Genomic DNA, 20,920 nt, shown 5'->3' on the forward strand with positions numbered 1-20,920 from the left:
TTCGCCTTAAGGCTAGTGCTCAACTAAAATGACGCCTCAGAAATGAGAGCAAGGCTGGAAAATAAGCCGCCGGCTCTTCATAAAATGGCATATGACTGCTATTGGGGAATACATGCACTTCCGCATGGGGCGCGGCCAGTTTCATGCGCAGGGCGCAGGCGGGGGTGAGTTCGTCGTGCTGGCCGGTAGTGATGAGGATAGGCATGCGGAACTCGCCCATTTCCTTTAGTCGGTTCCAGTCGCGCAGGTTGCCGATGTAAAGGAACTCGTTCGGTCCCTGCATGGTTTGGTAGGGGCCCATGTTCCAGTCGTCCAGCGAACGCTTCACCGGGGCCGGCCATTCCTCGAGGCGGCACACGTGACGGTAGTTCAGCAGGGTGACCGCGGCTTGGTACTCGGGGTGATCGGTGGTCCCCTTCGCTTCGTGGCGCTGCATCATCGCCACGGTTTCGCTGCCAAGTGCCGCGCGCAGCCGGCCGAGCTCTTGGGACAGGTGCGGAATGTCCGCAACGGTGTTCTCCAGAATCAGCGTCTTCACCGCCTGCGGGTAATGGATGCTGTATTCGATGGAGAGCCAGCCACCCCATGAATGCCCGAGCAGGTGCACCCGGCCGAGGCCGAGGGCCTTGCGTACGGTTTCCACTTCCTCTACGTAGCGGGCTATGGTCCACAGCGCTGGGTCTTCCGGGCGGTCCGCCTTGCCGGTGCCGAGCTGATCGAAGGCGACGATGCGCAGGCCTCGGTCCTTCAGCCAGGCGTGGGCGTCGCGCAGGTAGTCGCAGGGCAGGCCAGGCCCGCCGTTGAGGCACAGCAGGACCTCGTCGCCACTGCCGTAGCTGTAGGCCGCCACCTCGTGGCCATCCACCTGAACCCGCTGTACCAAGTCAGGTTGCAGTTCTGGTATCTCGAATTTTTCCAGCATGGTCGTCTCCGTACGGAGGCCGCGACTCATCGGGCACTTCCCCGGGCGGGGGCTCGAGCGGCCTGCGAAGGGAGCAAAGCAAGTTTCGCGCCCGCTTCCACGCCCTGGCGGCTACTCGCGTCGCACAATGACTTTGTGCTGGCTCAGGGCGCTGGCGAGCTTGCCGGTCGGCTGCTCGTCGGTGACCAGGTGATCCACCTGCTGCCAGCTGGCATAACGAGCCGGGAAGGTCGCGTCGAACTTCGAATGATCGGCCACCACCAGCGTGCTACCCGAGCGCTGCAGCATGGTGCTGTAGACCACCCCGCAGTCGATCAGCGCGTCGGTCGGACCTTCGGCGGACAGGCCGCTGGCGCCGAGGACGGCGAAATCGGCAGTCAGGCCGTTGAGAAAGGCCACCGTGTGGGCGCCGACCATGGCGCCTTCGGTTGCGTGATAGTCCCCCGGCACAACGATGACCCGAATGGTCGGGTTGATCGACAGTACCGTGGCAACCCCGAAGGAATGGGTGATCACGGTGATGTCCTTCATCGCCGTCGCGATGCGGCGAGCCACATGCAAGGTGGTTGAACCGGAGCCGATCATCAGAATGCGCGCGTCCTTCATCAGCTCCACCGCCACCCGGGCGATCCGTTCGCGCTCGGGGCCGAACAGTCGGTGACGTTCAGTGACCGAGGGCTCACTGGTGATGGCCCGCACCGCGCCGCCATAGGTACGGTTCAGGTGGCCGCTACGGGTTAGCTCGTCGAGGTCTCGGCGTATGGTTTCACTGGATACGCCATGCAGCCTAGCCAGGTCGGCGATGCGCAGGCTGGGGGTGTTGTTGAGCTCGGCGAGAATCTCAGCCTGGCGGGCGGTCTTGGCTCTGGACATTACGCGCTTGGTTCCTTGTCGACATCGGCCGGGATGTGGTGAATGCCACAAAATGGTGAAGCGGACATGGTAATGCAGTCTTTTGGCGCAGACCACGCTAACTCCTAAAAGGCTGGATTAATTGAAGGTAGTGCGACATTTTAATGTGGTAAACACTAAAATAAATTTGTGGTTATCTCTGCAAAATGTTGTACTTCTCGCATCACTCCAAGAGGGGCGACAATGCTTTATCAATCGGATTTTCTCGAAAGACTGGAGGCCGGGCTGCGCGTCCTGCTTCCTGAATGGGAGATGGCGCCGGACGCTGCGCTGAAGCTTCTGACCATTTCCGAGAATGCCACCTACCTTGCCGAGGATGTGGCCGGTCGGCGACTGGTACTGCGGGTGCAGCGCCCGGAGTACCACAGTCTCGCCGAAATCGAATCGGAATTGGCTTGGATCCGGGCGCTGCGGGAATCGGGGCTGGTCAGCACATCGGCGCCGGTAGCCACGGTTGATGGACGGGCCCTGAGCTGTTTCGTCGATGGCCAGACCCTTCGTCATGTAACGGCCTTCGAGTGGGTGCCGGGCAGTGAGCCGGAGCCAGGCTCGCAGCTGATCAGCTGGTACCGGGTCCTCGGCCAGACCAATGCGCGCCTGCACCAGCACAGCCTGTGCTGGCCTCAGCCCCAAGGCTTTACGCGCAAGGTCTGGAACTTCGACACCATCATTGGCGAACAGGCGTACTGGGGCGATTGGCGCAATGCGTTGGGACTGACCGCGGAAGGGCGCGAGGTACTCGAGCGCACCCAGGCGCTGTTGCGCGGGCAGACTGAAGCTTACGGCATGGCGCCGGAGCGGTTTGGGCTGGTGCACTGCGACATGCGCCTGGCCAACCTGCTGGTGGATGGTGAGCGGCTCACGGTGATCGATTTCGACGACTGTGGCTTTAGCTGGTTTGTTTACGACTTTGCCGCCTGCCTCAGCTTTCTCGAGGAAGACCCGCGGGTGGGCGAGTTTCTCGCTGCCTGGCTCGAAGGCTATCGCAGCGTGGCGCCGCTCTCCGAGGAGGACGAGCGAGCCATTCCGATGTTTCTCATGTTGCGCCGCATGCAGCTGACCGCCTGGGTCGCCAGCCATGCGGAAACGCCTACCGCGCAGTCCATGGGCGAGGACTACACCCGGGGCACGGTGGCCCTGGCTCAACGCTATCTTGACACCCACAGCGGGGACATCCCATGACCGAACCCAAACAAATCCTTGCCCTAAACCGCTTCGACGCTGGCCGCGCCAGCGCGCTGGGCGGCCGGCTGGGTACGCTGGTTGAGAAGCGCCGGCGCTGTTTTGGCGCCTCCTCGGTGCTGTTCTACGAGCAGCCTTTGGAGATCGCCCGAGCCGAGGGGGTGTTCATGTACGACACCGCGGGCAGGCCCTATCTGGATGTTTACAACAATGTCCCGGTGCTCGGGCATTGCCATCCGGCGGTGGTGGAGGCCATCAGCGAGCAGGCCGCCCGGCTGAATACCAACACGCGCTATCTCTACGAGAACCTGACGGACTACGCCGAAACCCTGCTCGGTACCTTTCCCCCGTCGCTATCGAACCTGCTGCTGACCTGCACCGGCAGCGAGGCCAACGACATCGCCATGCGCATCGCCCGCTCTGCGACAGGCGGCAGCGGTTTCGTGGTGACCGAGACGGCCTACCACGGCAACACTAGCGCGGTGATGGAAATTTCCCCCTCGTCTTACCGCAAGGGGCGCGAGCTGCCGCCACATATCCGCACTATTCCGGCACCAGACAGCTTCCGCCTGGCGCCGGGGGAGAAAGTTGGCGAGGTATTCGCTTCGCATCTGGAGCAGGCCATTGCCGACCTCCAGCGCAATGACATCCGCTTTGCCGGATTGGTGGTCGACACCATCTTTTCCAGCGATGGCGTGTTTGCCGATCCACCGGGCTTTCTGGTCAAGGCGGTGGAGGCGGTGCATCGCGCCGGCGGGCTGTTCATCGCCGACGAGGTGCAGCCGGGCTTCGGCCGGACCGGCCAGGGGCACTGGTGCTTCCAGCGCCACGGCGTCGATCCGGATGTGGTGACCCTCGGCAAGCCCATGGGAAACGGCTTTCCCATGGGCGGCGTGGTGACCCGGCCGGAGCTGCTCGACGGCTTTTGCGCCGAGACAGGCTACTTCAACACGTTCGCCGGCAACCCGGTGGCGGCGGCGGCCGGCCAGGCGGTGCTGGACACCCTGGAACGGGAGGGGCTTATCGCCAATGCCGACAGGGTCGGCCGCTACTTGCGCGACGGCCTGAAGCAGATGGGGCTGAGCGATGCGCGGATTGGCGACGTGCGTGGGGCCGGGCTGTTCATCGGCCTGGAGTTCGTCAGCAAAAACGCCACGCCGGATGCCGCCCTGGCGGGGTTCGTCATCAATGCGATGAAGGAGCGGGGCGTGTTGATCGGTGCCGCCGGCGCCTATGGCAACGTACTGAAGATCCGCCCGGCGCTATGCTTCAGCGAGGCCAATGCCGATCAGTTCCTGACCACCCTGCAGGAGGTGCTGCGCCAGGGGTGACCCGGGCCAGCGGGCTCCTGGGGGACGGTCTTGGCCGTGAACCGGAATCCGGCTCCGACTGTGGAGTCCAGGGCATGAAAAAGGCGGACCGGGTCCGCCGTTTTCAGTTTCAACTGCCTCGTTTCACCCCAGCGCCTCGGAGGATTCCGGCAGGACTTGGCCGCCGTCGACGACAATGGTCTGCCCGGTGATAAATCCGGCCTCGCGGCTGGCGAAAAAGAGCACGGCGTTGGCGATGTCCTCGACCTTGCCCAGCCGGCCGGAGGGGATCGAGGCGGCCATTTTTGCAGCGTATTCCTCGCCCATGCCTTCCAGCCCCTCGGTGGCGATGTTGCCCGGCATCACCGCGTTGACGGTGATGCCGGCGCGGGCCAGTTCGATCGCCGCGGTGCGCATGAAGCCCAGCTGGCCGGCCTTGCTGGCGCCGTAGTGGGACCAGCCTGGGAAGCCGGTGATCGGTCCGGTGATCGAGGAGGTGAGGATGATCCTGCCGAAGCCCTGCTTTTCCATCACCGGTGTGACCGCGCGGGTGCAGAGAAAGGCGCTGCGCAGGTTGGTGTGGATCACATGGTCGAAATCCTCTACCGTCATCTCGGCAATGCGGGCCGAGGGGAAGATCCCGGCGTTGGCGGCCAGCACGTCCACCGATCCGTAGCGCTCGACGGCCGTATCGACCATCGCCTGGCAGTCGGCCTGCTGGCTGACGTCAGCGGCGAAGCCCGAGGCCTGCGGGCCAATTTCCTCGGCCACCTTGCGGGCGTCGCCCAGCGAGCGTGACACCACCAGCACATTCAGCCCGGCCTCGCCGAAGCGACGGGCGATGCCGCGGCCGATGCCCCGGCTAGCGCCCGTGACGATTACCGTCTTTTTTTGTAGTGATTCAAACATTTCTATCTCCTGTTAAGGACGGCCTGCAACGCCTCCTGTGGTCCAATTTGCAATATGCGGACCAGGCATTCACCTTCTAAAAATGGGTTATACAGCCGAGGTTAGCCCAGCGGGAGGGCGCTGAGCCTCCCATTTTGGGGCGCCTCGCATCATGTTGGTGCTTGCCAAAAAAAATGTTGAACTCGCCTCGTATCTGGTTTTTACTCGCCCTCGTTTCTTTCACTTCAAGACAGGCGAGGACGAATCATGAAGGGCGTATCGAGAAGGGAACTGTTGAAGCTGATGGGGATGGGCGCCGGTGCGGCAGCCCTCGGTGGCGGCTCGTTGCTGATGAGCTCCAGCGCCTTTGCTGCGCGGGAGAAGGAGCTGAACATCCTTTGCTGGGAGGGTTACAACTCGGCACAGGTGCTCGATCCGTTCCGCCGTTCGACCGGTGCCAATGTGCGCGCCGAGTCCCTGACCAACGACCCGACCATGATCAACCGGCTGCGCGCCGGCGAGACCAACGTCTGGGACCTGATCAACGTGAACAACCCCTGGGCGCGCAAGGTGATGTTGCCCGAGGGCCTGATCAAGCCGCTGCCGCGGGCCGAGTTCGAGCCCTATTTCGAGGACATGCTGCCCCAGTTCAAGCCGCCGTATCAGTGGGCGATGAGCGCCGACGGCAACGAGCTGCTGGGTATGGCACAGCGTTTCGGTCCGTTCAACTACGTGGTCAATACCGACCGGATCAGCCGCGCGACGGCCGAGGACACCGGCTGGGACCTGTTCAACGATAAGGCCCTGAGCGGCAAGTACGGCATCCAGGAGTCGGATGACTGGAACGTCTTCGACATATTCCTGGTGGCCGGGATCAACCCCTTCATCGAGCACACGCCGGCGCAGATGGCGAAGTTCCAGGAAACCGCCAATGCGGTATTCAAGGGCGCGAAGATGATCGGCGACGCTTCCAGCCTCAATCAGGCAATGATCTCCGGCGAAATCGACTTGTACATGACCGGCGGCACCTACAGCTGCTCGCCGGCGCGGGCCGACGGCTTCCCGGAAATCCGCGGCATCACCCCTCTGCGCGGTCCGGTGGATGGCAAGGGGGGCGTGTCCTGGGTGGAGATCACCTCGCTGGTGAACAACCCCAACCTCTCTCCGCTGGCCAACGACTTCCTCAAGTACGTGCAGGAGCCGGAGATCGCCCATCGCGTGGCTTTCGCCGAGGGCACCTTCAACCCGGTCAGCCAGATGGGCAATCCAGAGTGCTTCAAGCTGTTCACCAAGGACGAGCTCGCCGCTATCCAGTGGGACAGCCTGGGGGAGGAAATGGAGCGCTGCGTGGCCTACGACATCGTGCCGGAGTTCGACCAGGCTCTGGAAATGATCTCCGCGGCAAAGCGGATGCGTTGATATGGTTCGGTCAGGGCAGGCATCAATGAACAGCTCGACAATCGACAACGTCGCGAAACAGCCACTACCGGTGCTGCAACTGGTGGATGTGCAGAAGAAGTTCGGTGATTTCACGGCGGTGAAGAACATCTCGCTGGATGTACTGGAAGGTGAGTTCCTGACGATCGTCGGGCCGTCCGGTTCCGGCAAGACCACGATGCTGCGTATGCTGGCGGGCATGGAGGCCCCCAGCAGCGGCAACATCACCCTGCGCGGGGAGGCGATCAACAACCTGCCCGCTCAGCGCCGGCCTACTTGTCTGGTGTTCCAGTCCCTTGCGCTGTTTCCCCACAAGACGGTGGGGGAAAACATCGAGTTTCCATTGAAGGTGAAGAAGGTGCCGAAGGCTGAGCGCAGGGCCCGGGCGCTGGGACTGCTGCGGATGCTGCGGCTGCCGGAGAACTACTACGACAAGAACGTCATGAAGTGCTCCGGCGGCGAGCGTCAGCGGGTGGCGCTGGCCCGCGCCTTCGCCTACGACCCGGACGTACTGCTGTTCGATGAGCCGCTCTCGGCGCTGGACTACAAGCTGAAGAAGGTGCTGGAGAAGGAGCTGAAGGATCTGCACCGGGAAAGCGGTAAGACCTTCATCTACATCACCCACTCGCTGGAAGAGGCGATGGTGATGTCCGATCGCATCGCCGTGATGCGATCGGGGCAGATCATTCAGGTAGGGTCGCCGGAGGAGATCTACGCGCACCCGGCCGACGAGTTCGTCGCCGAATTCTTTGGCGAGGTCAACAAATTCCCGGTCAGCCTGGTAGCCGGGCGGGGCTGGTACAGCGCCGGCCTCGACCGTCCGCTCCGCCTCGACCTGCCGGCCGAGCTGCAGGGCGCGACGGCCGCCACCGTGGTGGTGCGCCCGGAATACATGCAGTTCGCCGGTTCGGAGGACGAATTCGACAACGTCATCCGCGGCACGGTGTTCAACGAGTACTCGCTCGGCTCGCGCATGCAATACCAGATCCGCTGCGGCGACCGCAGCGTGCTGCTGGAAAATCCGCGCACCTTTACCCGCGACCGGGCCCGTGACGAGCAGGTGCTCATCGGCTGGAACGCGGCGAACGCCATCATTGCAGGAGCCTGACCATGGATGCTGTTTCGGGGCGCGGCCTATCCACCGGCGCCCGCTACGCCAGTCCGCTGGTGATCTTTCTGCTGCTGGGCTTTCTCGCCCCGCTGGTGACAGTGGTGGCCTTCGCCTTCGCCGAGCCGAAAAGCTTCGAGGTGTTCCGCACCTTCACCTTGGATAACTTCGCCGCCGTGCTGAATCCGTCCAACACGGTGTGGCGCTCGTTCGTCTGGTCGCTGGTGCTGGCCGCGCTCTGCGTGGCGATGCTAGCGGTCATCGCCTATCCCATCGCCTACGGGCTCAACCGGGTGTTTGGCCGCTTCGCCCCGCTGATCAGCGTGCTGTTCGTGTTCCCTCTGTTCGTCTCGGAGAACGTGCGGCTCTACGGCTGGGTGCAGTTCTTCATTAAGAACGGCGTGCTCGACGGCGTGCTTAAGGCGTTCGATCTGGGCCGCGCGCCCGATGTGCTCTACAGCCCGGGACTGACTTTGTTCGGCATGGTCTATGTGTACCTGCCCTTCATGCTGTTCCCCATCACCCTAGGGCTGGCCATGGTGCCGCGGGATCTGGTGGATGCGGCGAAGGATTTGGGCGCCGGCCGGCTGATGGTCTGGCGCGAGGTCGAGCTGCCGCTGGCGATGCCGGGCATCCTCATCGGTATGTTGCTGACCTTCGTGCTCGCCGTGGGCGCGGTGGCAGAGGCAAGGATTCTCGGCGGGCAGTCGGTGATCACTGTGGTTCACGACATCGAGGTGGCCTTCACCTACGCGCAGAACTGGCCGCTAGGCGCCGCGCTGGCGGTACTGCTGGTGCTGATTATCGGCAGTCTGACGCTCTTCGTGCTGACGCGCCTGGACCTTGATCGAGTGTTAGGGAAACGTTGAGATGAGAAATCAGGCACAAATCCGTTCCGACTTTCTGGTGTGCTGCTGGACGGGCTTCGTACTCGTGGCCATCTACTTGCCGATCATCTGCAGTGCGCTGGCCGGGCTGTCGATGAGTCGCTACTTCCTGTTCCCGGTACGGGAATACTCGCTGAGCTGGTGGCAGCGCACGGTCGATTCGTTTGAGGTGCAGATCCTCGTGCACAACTCGCTGAAGATCGCCCTGCTAGTGACGCTGATTTCGGTAGTGCTGGCCTTCTTCGGCGCGCTGGCCTTCGCCCGCTACGACTGGAAGGGCCGCAAGCTGTACCAGAAGCTGCTGCTGCTGCCGATCTTCTTTCCGCAGACTGTGCTGGGCCTGGCCCTGCTGCTGTGGATGAACGCGCTGGGCCTCAGTCCGAGCTGGAAGACCGCGGTGATCGCCCATCTAGTGTGGATCGTGCCGGTGGTGACCTTGGTCATCGCCATCCAGGTCTACAACTATGACCCGAGCCTGGAGGAGGCTGCCAGCGATCTGGGCGCCGGCAAGCTGTTCATATTCCGCGAAATCACCCTGCCGCTGCTGTGGCCGGGGATCTGGTCGGGGGCACTGTTCGCCTTCCTGCTGTCCTGGGGTAACTTCCCGCTGTCGCTGTACACCTCCGGGGCCGACTCGACCGTGCCCAAGTGGTTGTACTCGAAGATGGTCGCCGGTTATACCCCGATGGTGCCTGCGCTAGGCACTATGAGCACCCTGGCTGCGGCGGCGCTATTGCTGCTGGGCGGGGTAATCATCACGACGCTTCGCCGACGAAAGTAGAGATCGCCTTTGGCTTTATCGGCGCAAATGGGCTGCGGAAGCATTGGTGCAGTCTTGAACCTACCTCAAACTTGGCGCGCCGGCTTCACCGGGGCGCAGGCGCAGTATTCTGACTGATTCGGCACGTTTATCGGCGCATCATTGGCCGGTCTTGGCCGGTTAGCGACGGCCTGACTTCGACCGTCGCAATATATGGTCAGACTTCGGTCTGCTCCGCCATTTCCAGAGCGTCATCGACCTCAATCCCAAGATATCGAACGGTGCTCTCCAGCTTCGTATGGCCGAGCAGAAGTTGAACCGCCCGTAGGTTCTTCGTCCTGCGATAGATCAGCGATGCCTTCGTACGTCTCATTGTGTGAGTGCCATACATGGCTGGATCAAGGCCAATGGCTTTTACCCAGCCTTTGACGATACGAGCATATTGACGAGTGGATAGATGATCTGAGGTATGCAGCCTGCTCGGGAAAAGGCAGTCCTGGCTACGGAGTTGTGCTTGGTGTATCCAGGCTGCGAGAGCAGACCGTGTTTGCTCAGTAATCTCGAACTGCACTGGTCGCTTCGTTTTCTGCTGCATAACCATTGCTCGTGATGACACATGCTCGCCATGAGCAACGTCGCACACACGGAGCTTGGTTAAGTCGCAGGCTCGAAGCTTGCTGTCGATGGCCAGATCGAACAGAGCCAGATCCCGGGTTCGTTCTGCAATTTGAAGCCTTACTCGGATGGCCCAGATATCTCTCTGTCGGAGCGGGGTTTTCTGCCCGACCAATTTTCCTTTGTTCCAGGGCTGACGGCTGCAGGTAGCAATGATGTCCATGGCAAGTCCTCCACGTGTGGAAGGACAAGCATGGCTAGCCAGAGCAGTGGCCGCTAACCGGCCAAAGGCAGCCACAAGTTGACTACTTCGCAAGGCAAGGGCGTATGCTCATGTAGCCCCCGCCGCTACGAGGCCAAAGAATGTCCACACAACTAGGGGCGATTCATGGATCCGACGAAATTTACCCTCAGACGCAGCGCGTTCTCGCCCGGAAACGCCATTTTCATCATCGACTGTTTAAGCGAGCGGGATCTGCAAACCGGTCTCTCTCGACTGAGAGAACTGCACGATTTGCTTCTCGCGCGCGATCCTGAGCGATTTGAATACAACAAGAATTTCGCCCATCGATTCGAGGCGGGCTCTGCAACCAAATTTGCAGAATGCTTCGAGGAAATCACAGGCGCGTGTGAGCTTGGCATTCGACCAATCATATTCATTGATGCTCACGGCCACTCCGAGAAGGGTCTTGGAACGCCGTCCGGGGAGTTTATTGGCTGGGATGAGTTGTTGGACAGCTTGGATAGCGTCACTCAGCGGACAGGGGGTGAGCTGACAGTTATTGTCGCTGCCTGCCATTCGATGAAAGCCGTAGAAAATCTGAGCCTTCAGAAGCGCCTTCCTTTTGCCTTTTACTATGGATATTCATCAGAGGTAAAAGCCGGAGTAGTAGATAAAGAAACGGAGGTGATTTACGAGAGTCTCTTTAATGATGGGGGGCGAGCCGTGCTAAATGCGACGAGCCTCCAGCTTAAGTCTTTCTCTGAATACGACCACGTTACGGATGTGCTGGCAGTCACATTGCTTAGCGCCAAGGCCCCCGGCGTTTTAGCCAAAATGCTTCCACAGTTGTCGCGCGCCAAGCTGCGAGCGTCTGCTGATGAGACAGTCGTAAAAAAAGGGATTCCTTTGTCTGGGTCACGCGTGAAGGTGAACCATATGCTCAGTTCAGGACAGCTAGCCATCAAGATGGTCGAGCAATTGATGCACGATACCCCGCGTCGAGAAAGGGTTATCCAAGACATCCAGGCATACATACAGGGTGCTCCAACGCCTGCTCTCTGAGGATGCTTCGGCGAATGGAGATTCCGAATAGTGCCGGAATATTTTTGGCGCTATCGCGAAGCTGCTTCTGTAATGCCTTCTCGGACTCCAGAAGCCACGCTTCAGCTCCCTGTACAGTGTTGAGCTGCCTCCATAGTGTGACCGCTTCTGGCCGGTAGTTACCGTTGTGAAACACGGCTTTCGGCCAGTAGCAGCCGCTCAATTGTGTCTATAGAACCTTTAGCGATTCAGTTACCAAACCAAAACTTTCAGGCAAGGCCTGCAGAGATTGTCTTGGGGCTAAGAAAACAACATATACCTCAGACCAAACTTGACTTTCTGTTTATCTCACTCCACCCACCTTGGCAAATCATGAGATAATATCGCTCTTCCACCCTATAAAATCGATAAAAAACCCTGATGCGACGGGTTGCTTTTTCTATTTTCAAATTTTGATAGCCGGGCTTGTAAATGAAAATCCTCGAACCACAGATCGACAAGCTGTTTGATGACAACCCAATTCTTCGACAACCTTTTCTCCATGTTTACAATCATTTCTGCCAGGTTGCCACCTTCCAATTCATTCAAGAAAAGCAAGCACCTCATAGCTTCGCAATTCCGTATACATTTGTATTTGAGCGCATGAACGACTTTAGTCCTCAAAGCCCTGAATCATGCGATGATTTTTTGCGCAAGCTAAACCCTGATGACTTTAAAAATTTATTCGCTTGCGCAAACCTCAATATAGTCATCCCATTTATTCGTAGCAAAATATATAGATTCACTCGCGAAAGCAGCGAAAAGTCAACGATCGACTACGCTGATGAAATTACACTCAAACATGAAATCAATGACATCATTGTAACGCATTTATCTCTACCAGTTATTTCAAACCAAGCTCACGATTCTAGACCTTGGCTCAAGAGCGTTGTTAATCGGCTAAAAACCAACAAGCCCGTAAATCCCACATTTTATTTTGATTACATTTCCGAGCAGTACAAAGCATCTGAAAATGCATTCATTGAAGCAGATATTATTCCACCTGATTTCTATACGCAGATTGGATTTTCTTCTGCCGATGCCTTTAAAAAAATCAGGAATGCTTTTATCTGCATAGGGCAAATCTATAATGACATCACGTTCATAGTTTACAAATACCTGGAAGTCAATGAACTTAAAGACTCAGGGGATGGAGATCATCATTTACAAGGCCTTGGCATGGCCAGGCTGGGTGCCGCCGAGCTGAAATTTCTAGTTCAAAAGCTCACCGGGGTGGCTGAGTCAGACTACGATAAATTTTCTGAGTTTTTCTTCTGCGGCGAGGGAAAAAATGGCAGCCTAAGCTTAAAATTCATGCCGCCATTCTGGAGCATTTCGGATGACGTATACTTCTGCCCGGCCTTAGTTCCAACCCTACTGGGCACGAGAAATCTTTTGATCTCCATACTAATAGATGATGATAAAAATACTAAATACAACTATGACGGATTGATATCTCACTTTTTCGAACCTGAACTCTTGAGAAGGGCTCAAAGGCATTTCGAAAGCAATGGCTTTTATACTTATTTAGAATGTGACTTTACTGGGGGCGAGATTGATTTATTGGTTTTTTGCAATAAATCCAATACCGTGATGACCGTCCAGGCAAAAGCCACTTTATACCCTGAGTCAGCTCGCATGGTGCGACGTTTGGACGATAGAATTCGGGAAGCAGTTGAGCAGACCAAACGATTTGATAAACTCGAACCCAAAGAGAAAACTAGTTTATTCAAAAAATCTTTTCCCAGCTTGGATGATTCGGCGCAAATCAATCATATTCGCGCAGTTTTAACAAATTCCAGTTTCGGAAGCACTTTTAGCTGGCAATTACTAGAAAGCAACAAAATAACCCCAATAAACTGCAATCTTCTTAAAAACGTATTGCCTTGCTGCAATGTTTTAACTGAACTACCAGAACAAATTGAAGCATTTATTGCAAAGATAAAATCCGAGATTGAGATCACTGAGGAACAAAAAGTTTTCAGCCTCCCTGGCCATACGATTTATCAACGACACGTTGAAACACATCGCATGAAGAACCTTTACGACGCCAAGTATTGGGGCGAGTGAATAGCCCCCAGTTTCATAGATGCTTTCGAGCCTCAGCGAAACCGGCCCAGCCTTGGCGTGACCAGCAGTTTCTGGCCGGTTTCGGCCTGTCGCCACCGGCAGCTATGGATTAAATCCGGCCCGTCGTGACTGGCAACAGCCGAACCATCGTGGACCACTGAGACCTAGATGAGTGGAAGCTTCGAATCGTCACCGCAATCAGCTACTGCCGTTTTGTTGTAATCAAAGGGGAGACTTCTTCTTTCTATGCAGAGACTTTTCTGACTGAGTGGTGGTGGCCGTCCGCCACGCTCCGGGCGACTATCCAGCCGGCAAACAGGGCGATGTGTTCGCGGTCGAGTTCAGGGTAGCGCGCATGTCCTGCCTTGGCCTGAGCGACGGTCCGGTGTTCCAGTACAAAGAGCCTTTTCGTTCCAGGTCGCGACCGATGATCAGGCTGAGACGGACCACTTGTGAACACGATCATTAACAATGGGGCCAGGTGAGCGCGTATGGCTGGTACAGGGACGAGTGGGTGTTTCGTGGTAGATCTCCCTGCATATTCTGACGGCTGCAATACCCAGCCCTGATCGAGCGGCAACAACGCGTTCGTTCGAGGCCATTGATGGCATGACGAAGATCGACTTTGCCGCGATCGAGGCTGCGCTGAAGGCTTGATCTTCAACGTCTGAATCCAGCCCCAATGACTGAGCCTGCCTGACACCACATGCGATTCTGAGGCTGCTGCGGCCCCTCCGCGTGACTCGCAGAGTTCCGTGCTGTGATCCACCTCTGCTGCGACTCGGTCAAGCTAAATGCAATCGTTGGTCAGGAGCTTCTATAAAACGCAGGCATAATCTTGTTATGATATAGCTGGCGTCAAACTCGGCAGATGATACGGCCTTATAGATTTACTTAAGAGTGTATGTCGTATATTAAATACGTGGCCTAAATGCTGTGCTGTGCTTTGCTTCGGATTGTTCCTGTGTCCGATTTTGGTAGTGTCTAACTATCTCAATCCTTCGCAAGTGGTGCGGGATGTTGCAAGGTGGGCGATATTTTTATAGTAAATTGGGTTTGTAAATATTTTAATTGGAAGCTAGTGTTTATGATGATGGGCGAACAAGCATCTCAGATTAATAAAGCTGCGGAACTTCGTCGTAAAAAGCTGCGCGGCAATGTGGGCAAGGCTGTTGTAGATTATGCAATGATCGAAGATGGCGACAAAATTATGGCCTGCGTAAGTGGTGGCAAAGATTCATTCGTTATGCTTGACGCTTTGCTGCACTTGCAGAGAGTTGCGCAAATAAAATTCAGTGTTGTGGCGGTTAATCTTGATCAGAAGCAACCTGGCTTTCCGGAGCATATCTTGCCTGAGTTTTTCGAGGCTAAAGGGATTGATTACTATATAATTGACAAGGATACTTATTCCGTTGTCAAGAGTAAGATCCCGGAGGGTAAGACTACTTGTTCTCTTTGCTCTAGACTCAGAAGGGGCACGCTTTATAGTTTTGCTGAGGAAATTGGGGCTACTAAATTGGCACTCGGTCATCATATGGATGACATGGTTGAAACTTTGTTTCTGAACATGTTCTTCCAGGCGCAAATGAAAGGGATGCCTCCTAAGCTTCTTAGCGATGACAAGAGAAATATAGTTATCCGGCCGCTCGCCTACTGTCGCGAGAAAGATATAGCAAAGGTCGCTGCCGATAGCGCATATCCAATCATTCCGTGCAATCTCTGCGGCTCGCAAGAGAATTTGCAGAGGAAAAAAATCAAGTCGATGATTGCGGAGTGGGATTCGGTAAATCCTGGCTGCGTAGAAAACATCTTTCACAGCTTACAAAACGTAAGTCCATCCCAGTTAGCTGATCGTAGTCTCTTCAATTTTATAGATCTATCCATTGATAGGTCGGATGCCCGACCGCCCTACGAATTCGAAGCAGCCGAGGTTTCATCATCCAGCGTTGAAGGCCGGATTGATGTCGTTCGGATTTTGTAAAGGTTCAAGGTGATTTTTCGGGGGGGGGAGAGGGTGTTTAGAGGCCAAGAAGACGCAAAATTTACTTTTTCGCATTTTTCTGTAAAGCCAGCTTTCTATTTAATTCATTTAAAATCAACAAGTTGCGATTATTCTGATGCTGTCCAGTTATGTTTTCTTAAGCTATAAGGAAAAGACAGCTACACCATGCTCGACGTGCTGCTGTACCTGCAAAAGGTCGCGCCGATCAAGTTCGAGATCGTGGCCGTCAACATGGACCAGAAGCAGCCCGGCTTCCCCGAGCACGTGCTGCCCGAATACCTGAGGTCCATCGGCGTGGAGTACCACATCGTCGAGAAAGACACCTATTCGGTGGTCAAGGAGAAGATTCCGGAGGGCAAGACCACCTGCTCGCTGTGTTCGCGCCTGCGTCGCGGCACGCTCTATACCTTTGCTGACGAGATCGGTGCGACCAAGATGGCGCTCGGTCACCACCGTGACGACATCCTCGAGACGTTCTTCCTCAACATGTTCTATGGCGGCACGCTAAAGGCCATGCCGCCCAAGCTGCTTTCCGATGATGGCCGCAACGTGGTGATTCGCCCTTTGGCCTATTGCAGCGAGGCGGATATCGAAGCCTATTCGCAGATGAAAGGGTTCCCCATCATCCCGTGCAACCTGTGCGGCTCGCAGGAAAACCTGCAGCGTCAAGTGGTCAAGGAGATGCTGCAGGAGTGGGAGCGCAAGTCCCCGGGCCGAGTCGAGATCATGTTCCGCGCCTTGCAGAACGTGGTGCCCTCGCAACTGGCCGATCGTAACCTGTTCGATTTCACCAGCCTGCGCATCGATAACGAAGCCACGCCACGTTTCCTCGACGTGATGAGCTTGTAACGGCAGCGGCGTGCTTCAAGCCATAAGTCGCAAGCGAACGCTTGTAGGGTGGGCTTGGCGGCGCTCCGTTGCAGCCCACCACAGCAGTTGTAACTTGGTCGCAGTCGGGTGGCGCTCCGCTCCAGTCCCGTAAGCCTGCCTCCAGTGACTGGCGCGGTCCTTTGACGTGAGGTTTGCGCCCGGCTCGCCAACCGAGCAGGGCGCACCCCATCGCAGGTGATATCAGCTAGGTCGGACCTGCTTCAGCGTCTCAGCGATCATGAACGCCATTTCCAACGACTGATCGGCGTTCAGCCGGGGGTCGCAGTGGGTGTGGTAGCGGTCGGAGAGCCCGTCCTCGGTAATCGGGCGTGAGCCGCCGATGCACTCGGTGACGTTCTGCCCAGTCATTTCAATATGAATCCCGCCGGGGTAGCTGCCTTCAGCGCGGTGCACGTCGAAGAACTGTCTCACCTCGGCCAGCACCCGTGCAAAGTCCCGGGTCTTGTAACCGCTGGAGGCCTTCATGGTGTTGCCATGCATTGGGTCGGAGCTCCACAGGACCTGGCGACCTTCTTGCTGCACAGTCTGAATCAGGCGAGGCAAGCCTTCCTGAACCTTGTCTGCACCCATCCGCACGATGAGGTTCAGGCGGCCGGGATCGTTCTCAGGATTGAGGATATCGATCAGGCGGATCAGTTCTTCGCTGGCCATGCTTGGCCCCACCTTCACCCCGATCGGGTTGCCCACGCCGCGGAGGAACTCCACATGTGCACCGTCCAGCTGCCGCGTGCGGTCGCCAATCCAGAGCATGTGCGCAGAGCAGTCATACCAACCGCCGCTGAGGCTGTCCTGGCGTACGAAGGCCTGCTCGTAATTCAACAGCAGCGCCTCGTGGGCGGTGAAGAAGCTGGTTTCGCGCAGCTGCGGCGCGTTGTCCATTCCGCAGGCACGCATGAACCTCAGCGCCTGATCGATCCGTGCGCCCAGGCGGTGATACTTCTCGGCCATCTGGGAGTTGGCGATGAAATCAAGATTCCACTGATGCACCTGGTGCAGGTCGGCGAAACCACCCTGGGCGAAAGCGCGCAGCAGGTTCAGGCTGGAGGTGGATTGGTGATACGCCTGCAGCAGCCGCTCCGGGTCCGGCACGCGGCTTTTCTCATCAAAGCCGATACCGTTGACGATGTCGCCGCGGTATGCCGGCAGGGTCACGCCGTCGATGGTCTCGTAGCCGGAAGAGCGCGGTTTGGCGAACTGCCCGGCCATGCGGCCGACTTTCACTACAGGACATCCGGCGGCGAAGGTCATCACGATCGCCATCTGCAACAGCACTTTAAAGGTGTCGCGAATTTTCGGTGCGGAGAACTCGGCGAAGCTTTCCGCACAATCACCGCCTTGCAGCAGAAACGCGCGGCCTTGCGTCACCTCGGCGAATTGCCGGCGCAGCTCACGTGCCTCGCCGGCGAACACCAGCGGGGGCAGGCTCGCCAGCGTGCCCTCGACACGCTTCAGATGATCGGCATCGGGGTACTCGGGCTGCTGCTGGATGGGTTTGGTTCTCCAGCTGGTGGGACTCCAGGCGTGGCTCATGGAAATTGATTCCGTCCGCAAAAAAGTGCCCGGATTTTACCTGATGCGACAGCTCCGCGCTGATAGCCCTTGCCAATCGGGCTGGTAAGATGCGCCGACCGGTTTGGGAGTGAGCGCAGTGGACAAGCAGGAAGTGTTGCTGGCCGAAGTGCATGACGCGTTCGGCCTGATCCGCGTGCTGGAAGTAGGGGAGTACCGATTTCTCGAGTTCGGCGCGGCGGTCGAGCAAAGCTGCGTGTTTACTCAAGATCCTAGCTGGCTGGAGTACGACTACACGCGGGCCATGTTGATGGGCGGCTTGCTGCACGCTGCTCCGGAAACCGCGCTGTTCCTCGGGCTAGGCGCCGGTACGCTGACCCAGGCATGCCTCGAATTCCTGCCGCTGGAAGACGTCGAAGCCATCGAGCTGCGCCCGGACGTGCCTGAACTGGCGATGCGTTATATGGGCCTCCAGAACGATTCGCGGCTTTACATCCGCATTGGCGATGCGGTGGAGCTGCTCGACTCGGCCGAAACCGCGGACCTGATATTCGTCGACCTTTATACAGACGTCGGCCCGGCCGCCGCGCACCTGGCGTGGCGTTTTCTCCAGAGCTGCCAGCAGAAGCTGAGCCCGGATGGCTGGCTGATCATCAACCAGTGGGGTACCGACGAGGACAAGCCGCTGGGTGCGGCGTTGCTTCGTGGCTTGTTTCATCGCCACTATTGGGAATGCCCGGTGAAAGAGGGCAATGTCATCCTGTTCGTGCCCGCCGATCTGGAACAAACGCTCGACGAGTCCGGCCTGCGCGAGCGAGCGGCAGCGCTGGCCCCGCGGCTGGGCTACACGCTGGATTCATTGATCAACGCTCTACGACCGGCGAGCTGAGCGCGTGATGAGCTGCTGACCAACGTTATTGACGTCTGTTCGAGCAAACCATGTTCAGCACTGTCTCTGGCGGGAGCTAGCTGAGCTCACCAAGACCGGCGCAAGCGCTTCGTCAGCAGCCGAACGCTCTGGTTAGAGCACTCCAGGCTCATTCGCTAGTGCCGGTCCTGCCGGAGATCTGCTTCCGGAACCTAACTCCAAAGACAAATTACACGCACAGCTTCACATAATTCCGGTATAGTACGCGCCGGCTGAAACCCAGCCTGCGTTCAGGTACTGCAACACACGAAGCGCTGCTTCGGCTGCTTTCCGCTTCTCGCGGCTGTCCTAGACGATTCATCATTCATTACGTTTTCGCAAACCCCGCCGACCAGGCTGCCAGGGTGACCTTCGGGTTTTGCATGGCATGCGCAGCTTCGGAACATGGGTCTTTGCGGAGCATCAGGAAAAGACCCATGACCCAGGAAATCGGCGGCTTTGCCGCACTCGGTATTCATCCCTCCGTACTCGCTGCTGTCATTGCAGTAGGTTACGAAGAGCCTTCGGCCATTCAGAGCCAGGCGATCCCGGTAATTCTCGGCGGCCACGACATGATCGGCCAGGCCCAGACCGGTACCGGTAAAACCGCAGCCTTCGCGCTGCCTATCCTCTCCAAGATCGATCCGGCCAAGCGTGAGCCACAAGCGCTGATTCTCGCGCCGACTCGTGAATTGGCCCTGCAGGTTGCCACTGCGTTCGAAACGTACTCCAAGCAGATGCCAGGTGTTGGCGTCGTCGCCGTATACGGTGGCGCCCCGATGGGGCCGCAGCTCAAGGCCATTCGCCAGGGCGCGCAGATCATCGTCGCCACCCCAGGTCGTCTGGTCGACCACCTGAGCCGTAACGGCACGCTGCTGTCGACTATTCAGTATCTGGTGCTCGACGAAGCTGACGAGATGCTCAAGCTGGGCTTCATGGACGACCTCGAAGTCATCTTCGAAGCCATGCCGGAAAGCCGCCAGACCGTGCTGTTCTCCGCAACGCTGCCGCATTCGATTCGCGCCATTGCCGAGAAGCACTTGCGCGAGCCGCAGCACATCAAGGTCGCAACCAAGACTCAGACCGTTGCGCGCATCGAGCAGGCGCACCTGATGGTCCACGCCGACCAGAAGATCCCGGCTGTCCTGCGCCTCCTGGAAGTCGAAGACTTCGACGCGCTGATCGCCTTCGTGCGTACCAAACAAGCGACTCTTGATTTGGCCGCCGCGCTGGAAGCCAAGGGTTACAAGGCTGCCGCGCTGAACGGTGACATCGCCCAGAACCAGCGCGAGCGCGTGATCGAATCGCTCAAGGATGGCCGTCTGGACATCGTTGTTGCGACCGACGTCGCTGCCCGTGGCCTCGACGTGTCGCGCATCACTCACGTGTTCAACGTCGACATGCCATACGATCCGGAGTCCTACGTTCACCGTATCGGTCGTACCGGCCGTGCCGGTCGTGAAGGTCGTGCCTTGCTGCTGGTCACTCCGCGTGAGCGTCGCATGCTGCAGGTCATCGAGCGCGTCACCAACCAGAAGGTTGCCGAAGCCCGCCTGCCGAATGCTCAGCAAGTGCTGGATGCGCGCATCAAGAAGCTCACCAACAGCTTGGCACCGCTGGTAGCTGATGCCGAAGCCAGCCACGGCGAACTGCTCGACAAGCTGGTTGCCGATATCGGTTGCAGCCCGCGCGCCCTGGCCGCAGCTCTGTTGCGCAAGGCAACCAATGGTCAGGCGCTTACCCTGGCTGAAGTCGAAAAAGAGCAGCCGCTTGTTCCGACCAGCAGCCCGCGCGAGCGTTCGGATCGCCCCGAGCGTAGCGGTGACCGCGAGCGTCGTGCGCCGATCCCATTGGCCGAAGGCCGTGCCCGCTGCCGCACCGCGCTGGGTGCCCGCGACGGCATCGCCGCGCGCAACCTGCTCGGCGCCATCCTCAACGAAGGTGGCCTGGCCCGCGAAGACATCGGCCGCATCCAGGTGCGCGACAGCTTCAGCCTAGTAGAGCTGCCGGAAGAAGGCCTCGAGCGCCTGCTCGGCAAGCTCAAGGACACCCGTGTCGGCGGTAAGCAACTCAAGCTGCGTCGCTATCGCGAAGATTGATCGTTCTTGGTTGACCAAAAGGGTGGGCTTGATAGCCCACCCTTTTTCGTTTCTGCCGCGTAATTCTTCTAGCGGAAGGCGCGCCCGCGGCGAATGCAGGCCACAGAACTGCCAGCTT

General features: G+C 58.1%; 16 protein-coding genes and 2 pseudogenes. 13 read left to right on the plus strand and 5 right to left on the minus strand.

Annotated elements, in window-relative coordinates:
• Positions 1–19: 19 nt before the first annotated feature.
• Both AAGW23_RS10935 and AAGW23_RS10940 read right to left on the minus strand, forming a co-directional pair.
• Positions 20–922 carry a proline iminopeptidase-family hydrolase gene (locus AAGW23_RS10935; protein ID WP_023082610.1) on the minus strand — a complete coding sequence of 301 codons (903 nt, stop codon included), beginning with the start codon at positions 920–922 and terminating at the stop codon, positions 20–22.
• 111 nt (positions 923–1,033) lie between these two features.
• Complete coding sequence (locus AAGW23_RS10940; protein ID WP_023082609.1) at positions 1,034–1,795, minus strand: DeoR/GlpR family DNA-binding transcription regulator; 762 nt, start codon at positions 1,793–1,795, stop codon at positions 1,034–1,036.
• A 222-nt stretch (positions 1,796–2,017) separates the two neighbouring features.
• On the opposite strand from AAGW23_RS10940, the gene AAGW23_RS10945 reads away from it, so the two are divergent.
• Complete coding sequence (locus tag AAGW23_RS10945) at positions 2,018–3,016, plus strand: phosphotransferase enzyme family protein (protein ID WP_023082608.1); 999 nt, start codon at positions 2,018–2,020, stop codon at positions 3,014–3,016.
• The gene (locus tag AAGW23_RS10950) at positions 3,013–4,347 is read left to right on the plus strand and encodes an aspartate aminotransferase family protein (protein ID WP_023082607.1); all 1,335 of its coding nucleotides are present in this window, start codon (positions 3,013–3,015) and stop codon (positions 4,345–4,347) included. The genes AAGW23_RS10945 and AAGW23_RS10950 overlap by 4 nt, the downstream gene beginning before the upstream one ends.
• A 123-nt stretch (positions 4,348–4,470) precedes the next feature.
• Here AAGW23_RS10950 and fabG read toward each other — a convergent pair whose 3' ends face one another.
• On the minus strand, positions 4,471–5,235 hold the full coding sequence (gene fabG, locus AAGW23_RS10955; protein ID WP_023082606.1) for a 3-oxoacyl-ACP reductase FabG: 765 nt from the start codon (positions 5,233–5,235) through the stop codon (positions 4,471–4,473).
• A 246-nt stretch (positions 5,236–5,481) separates the two neighbouring features.
• On the opposite strand from fabG, the gene AAGW23_RS10960 reads away from it, so the two are divergent.
• The 4 genes from AAGW23_RS10960 to AAGW23_RS10975 are packed head-to-tail and all read left to right on the plus strand — an operon-like array spanning position 5,482 to position 9,427.
• Positions 5,482–6,633: an ABC transporter substrate-binding protein gene (locus AAGW23_RS10960; RefSeq protein WP_023082605.1), complete on the plus strand. Its 1,152-nt coding sequence runs from the start codon at positions 5,482–5,484 to the stop codon at positions 6,631–6,633.
• 25 nt (positions 6,634–6,658) lie between these two features.
• Entirely contained in the window at positions 6,659–7,759 is a 1,101-nt protein-coding gene (locus tag AAGW23_RS10965; RefSeq protein ID WP_023082604.1) for an ABC transporter ATP-binding protein, read from the plus strand.
• Positions 7,760–7,761: 2 nt separating this feature from the next.
• The gene (locus tag AAGW23_RS10970) at positions 7,762–8,628 is read left to right on the plus strand and encodes an ABC transporter permease (RefSeq protein WP_023082603.1); all 867 of its coding nucleotides are present in this window, start codon (positions 7,762–7,764) and stop codon (positions 8,626–8,628) included.
• A gap of 1 nt (position 8,629) precedes the next feature.
• On the plus strand, positions 8,630–9,427 hold the full coding sequence (locus AAGW23_RS10975; protein ID WP_023082602.1) for an ABC transporter permease: 798 nt from the start codon (positions 8,630–8,632) through the stop codon (positions 9,425–9,427).
• 196 nt (positions 9,428–9,623) lie between these two features.
• On the opposite strand, the gene AAGW23_RS10980 is transcribed toward AAGW23_RS10975, so the two are convergent.
• Positions 9,624–10,244: a tyrosine-type recombinase/integrase gene (locus AAGW23_RS10980; RefSeq protein ID WP_031668117.1), complete on the minus strand. Its 621-nt coding sequence runs from the start codon at positions 10,242–10,244 to the stop codon at positions 9,624–9,626.
• A gap of 165 nt (positions 10,245–10,409) precedes the next feature.
• On the opposite strand from AAGW23_RS10980, the gene AAGW23_RS10985 reads away from it, so the two are divergent.
• The 5 genes and pseudogenes from AAGW23_RS10985 to ttcA (AAGW23_RS11005) form a co-directional block, all read left to right on the plus strand.
• Entirely contained in the window at positions 10,410–11,306 is an 897-nt protein-coding gene (locus AAGW23_RS10985; RefSeq protein WP_023082601.1) for a hypothetical protein, read from the plus strand.
• 450 nt (positions 11,307–11,756) lie between these two features.
• A complete protein-coding gene (locus tag AAGW23_RS10990; protein WP_023083077.1) occupies positions 11,757–13,394 on the plus strand; it encodes a hypothetical protein in 1,638 nt (545 codons plus the stop codon).
• A 185-nt stretch (positions 13,395–13,579) separates the two neighbouring features.
• A pseudogene (locus AAGW23_RS10995) lies at positions 13,580–14,051 on the plus strand (VOC family protein).
• Between the two features lie 436 nt (positions 14,052–14,487).
• A complete protein-coding gene (ttcA, locus tag AAGW23_RS11000) occupies positions 14,488–15,375 on the plus strand; it encodes a tRNA 2-thiocytidine(32) synthetase TtcA (protein WP_161611938.1) in 888 nt (295 codons plus the stop codon).
• A gap of 168 nt (positions 15,376–15,543) precedes the next feature.
• Positions 15,544–16,245 (plus strand): annotated as a pseudogene (gene ttcA, locus AAGW23_RS11005) (tRNA 2-thiocytidine(32) synthetase TtcA); the annotation flags it as partial.
• Between the two features lie 222 nt (positions 16,246–16,467).
• Here the strand turns inward: ttcA (AAGW23_RS11005) and AAGW23_RS11010 are convergent.
• Entirely contained in the window at positions 16,468–17,817 is a 1,350-nt protein-coding gene (locus AAGW23_RS11010; RefSeq protein WP_342406556.1) for a class II 3-deoxy-7-phosphoheptulonate synthase, read from the minus strand.
• A 118-nt stretch (positions 17,818–17,935) separates the two neighbouring features.
• Here AAGW23_RS11010 and AAGW23_RS11015 point away from each other — a divergent pair, with 118 nt between their 5' ends.
• Together AAGW23_RS11015 and AAGW23_RS11020 are read left to right on the plus strand one after the other, a co-directional pair.
• Positions 17,936–18,685, plus strand: a complete 750-nt coding sequence (locus tag AAGW23_RS11015; protein ID WP_342406557.1) for a spermidine synthase — start codon at positions 17,936–17,938, stop codon at positions 18,683–18,685.
• Between the two features lie 455 nt (positions 18,686–19,140).
• Positions 19,141–20,802, plus strand: coding sequence for a DEAD/DEAH box helicase (locus AAGW23_RS11020; RefSeq protein ID WP_342406558.1), 1,662 nt, complete (start codon positions 19,141–19,143; stop codon positions 20,800–20,802).
• Positions 20,803–20,920: the final 118 nt, after the last annotated feature.

The organism is Stutzerimonas chloritidismutans (assembly GCF_038562055.1).
In the GTDB taxonomy this organism is placed as follows: domain Bacteria; phylum Pseudomonadota; class Gammaproteobacteria; order Pseudomonadales; family Pseudomonadaceae; genus Stutzerimonas; species Stutzerimonas chloritidismutans_A.

Excerpts from the sequence above, each read along its gene's own strand:
- AAGW23_RS10945 (WP_023082608.1), top strand. The coding sequence starts at position 2,018 with ATGCTTTATCAATCGGATTTTCTCGAAAGACTGGAGGCCGGGCTGCGC.
- fabG (WP_023082606.1), bottom strand. The coding sequence starts at position 5,235 with ATGTTTGAATCACTACAAAAAAAGACGGTAATCGTCACGGGCGCTAGC.
- AAGW23_RS10980 (WP_031668117.1), bottom strand. The coding sequence starts at position 10,244 with ATGGACATCATTGCTACCTGCAGCCGTCAGCCCTGGAACAAAGGAAAA.
- AAGW23_RS11020 (WP_342406558.1), top strand. The coding sequence starts at position 19,141 with ATGACCCAGGAAATCGGCGGCTTTGCCGCACTCGGTATTCATCCCTCC.
- AAGW23_RS10935 (WP_023082610.1), bottom strand. The coding sequence starts at position 922 with ATGCTGGAAAAATTCGAGATACCAGAACTGCAACCTGACTTGGTACAG.
- AAGW23_RS10990 (WP_023083077.1), top strand. The coding sequence starts at position 11,757 with ATGAAAATCCTCGAACCACAGATCGACAAGCTGTTTGATGACAACCCA.
- AAGW23_RS10950 (WP_023082607.1), top strand. The coding sequence starts at position 3,013 with ATGACCGAACCCAAACAAATCCTTGCCCTAAACCGCTTCGACGCTGGC.
- ttcA (WP_161611938.1), top strand. The coding sequence starts at position 14,488 with ATGGGCGAACAAGCATCTCAGATTAATAAAGCTGCGGAACTTCGTCGT.
- AAGW23_RS10960 (WP_023082605.1), top strand. The coding sequence starts at position 5,482 with ATGAAGGGCGTATCGAGAAGGGAACTGTTGAAGCTGATGGGGATGGGC.
- AAGW23_RS10985 (WP_023082601.1), top strand. The coding sequence starts at position 10,410 with ATGGATCCGACGAAATTTACCCTCAGACGCAGCGCGTTCTCGCCCGGA.
- AAGW23_RS10970 (WP_023082603.1), top strand. The coding sequence starts at position 7,762 with ATGGATGCTGTTTCGGGGCGCGGCCTATCCACCGGCGCCCGCTACGCC.
- AAGW23_RS10965 (WP_023082604.1), top strand. The coding sequence starts at position 6,659 with ATGAACAGCTCGACAATCGACAACGTCGCGAAACAGCCACTACCGGTG.
- AAGW23_RS10975 (WP_023082602.1), top strand. The coding sequence starts at position 8,630 with ATGAGAAATCAGGCACAAATCCGTTCCGACTTTCTGGTGTGCTGCTGG.
- AAGW23_RS11010 (WP_342406556.1), bottom strand. The coding sequence starts at position 17,817 with ATGAGCCACGCCTGGAGTCCCACCAGCTGGAGAACCAAACCCATCCAG.
- AAGW23_RS10940 (WP_023082609.1), bottom strand. The coding sequence starts at position 1,795 with ATGTCCAGAGCCAAGACCGCCCGCCAGGCTGAGATTCTCGCCGAGCTC.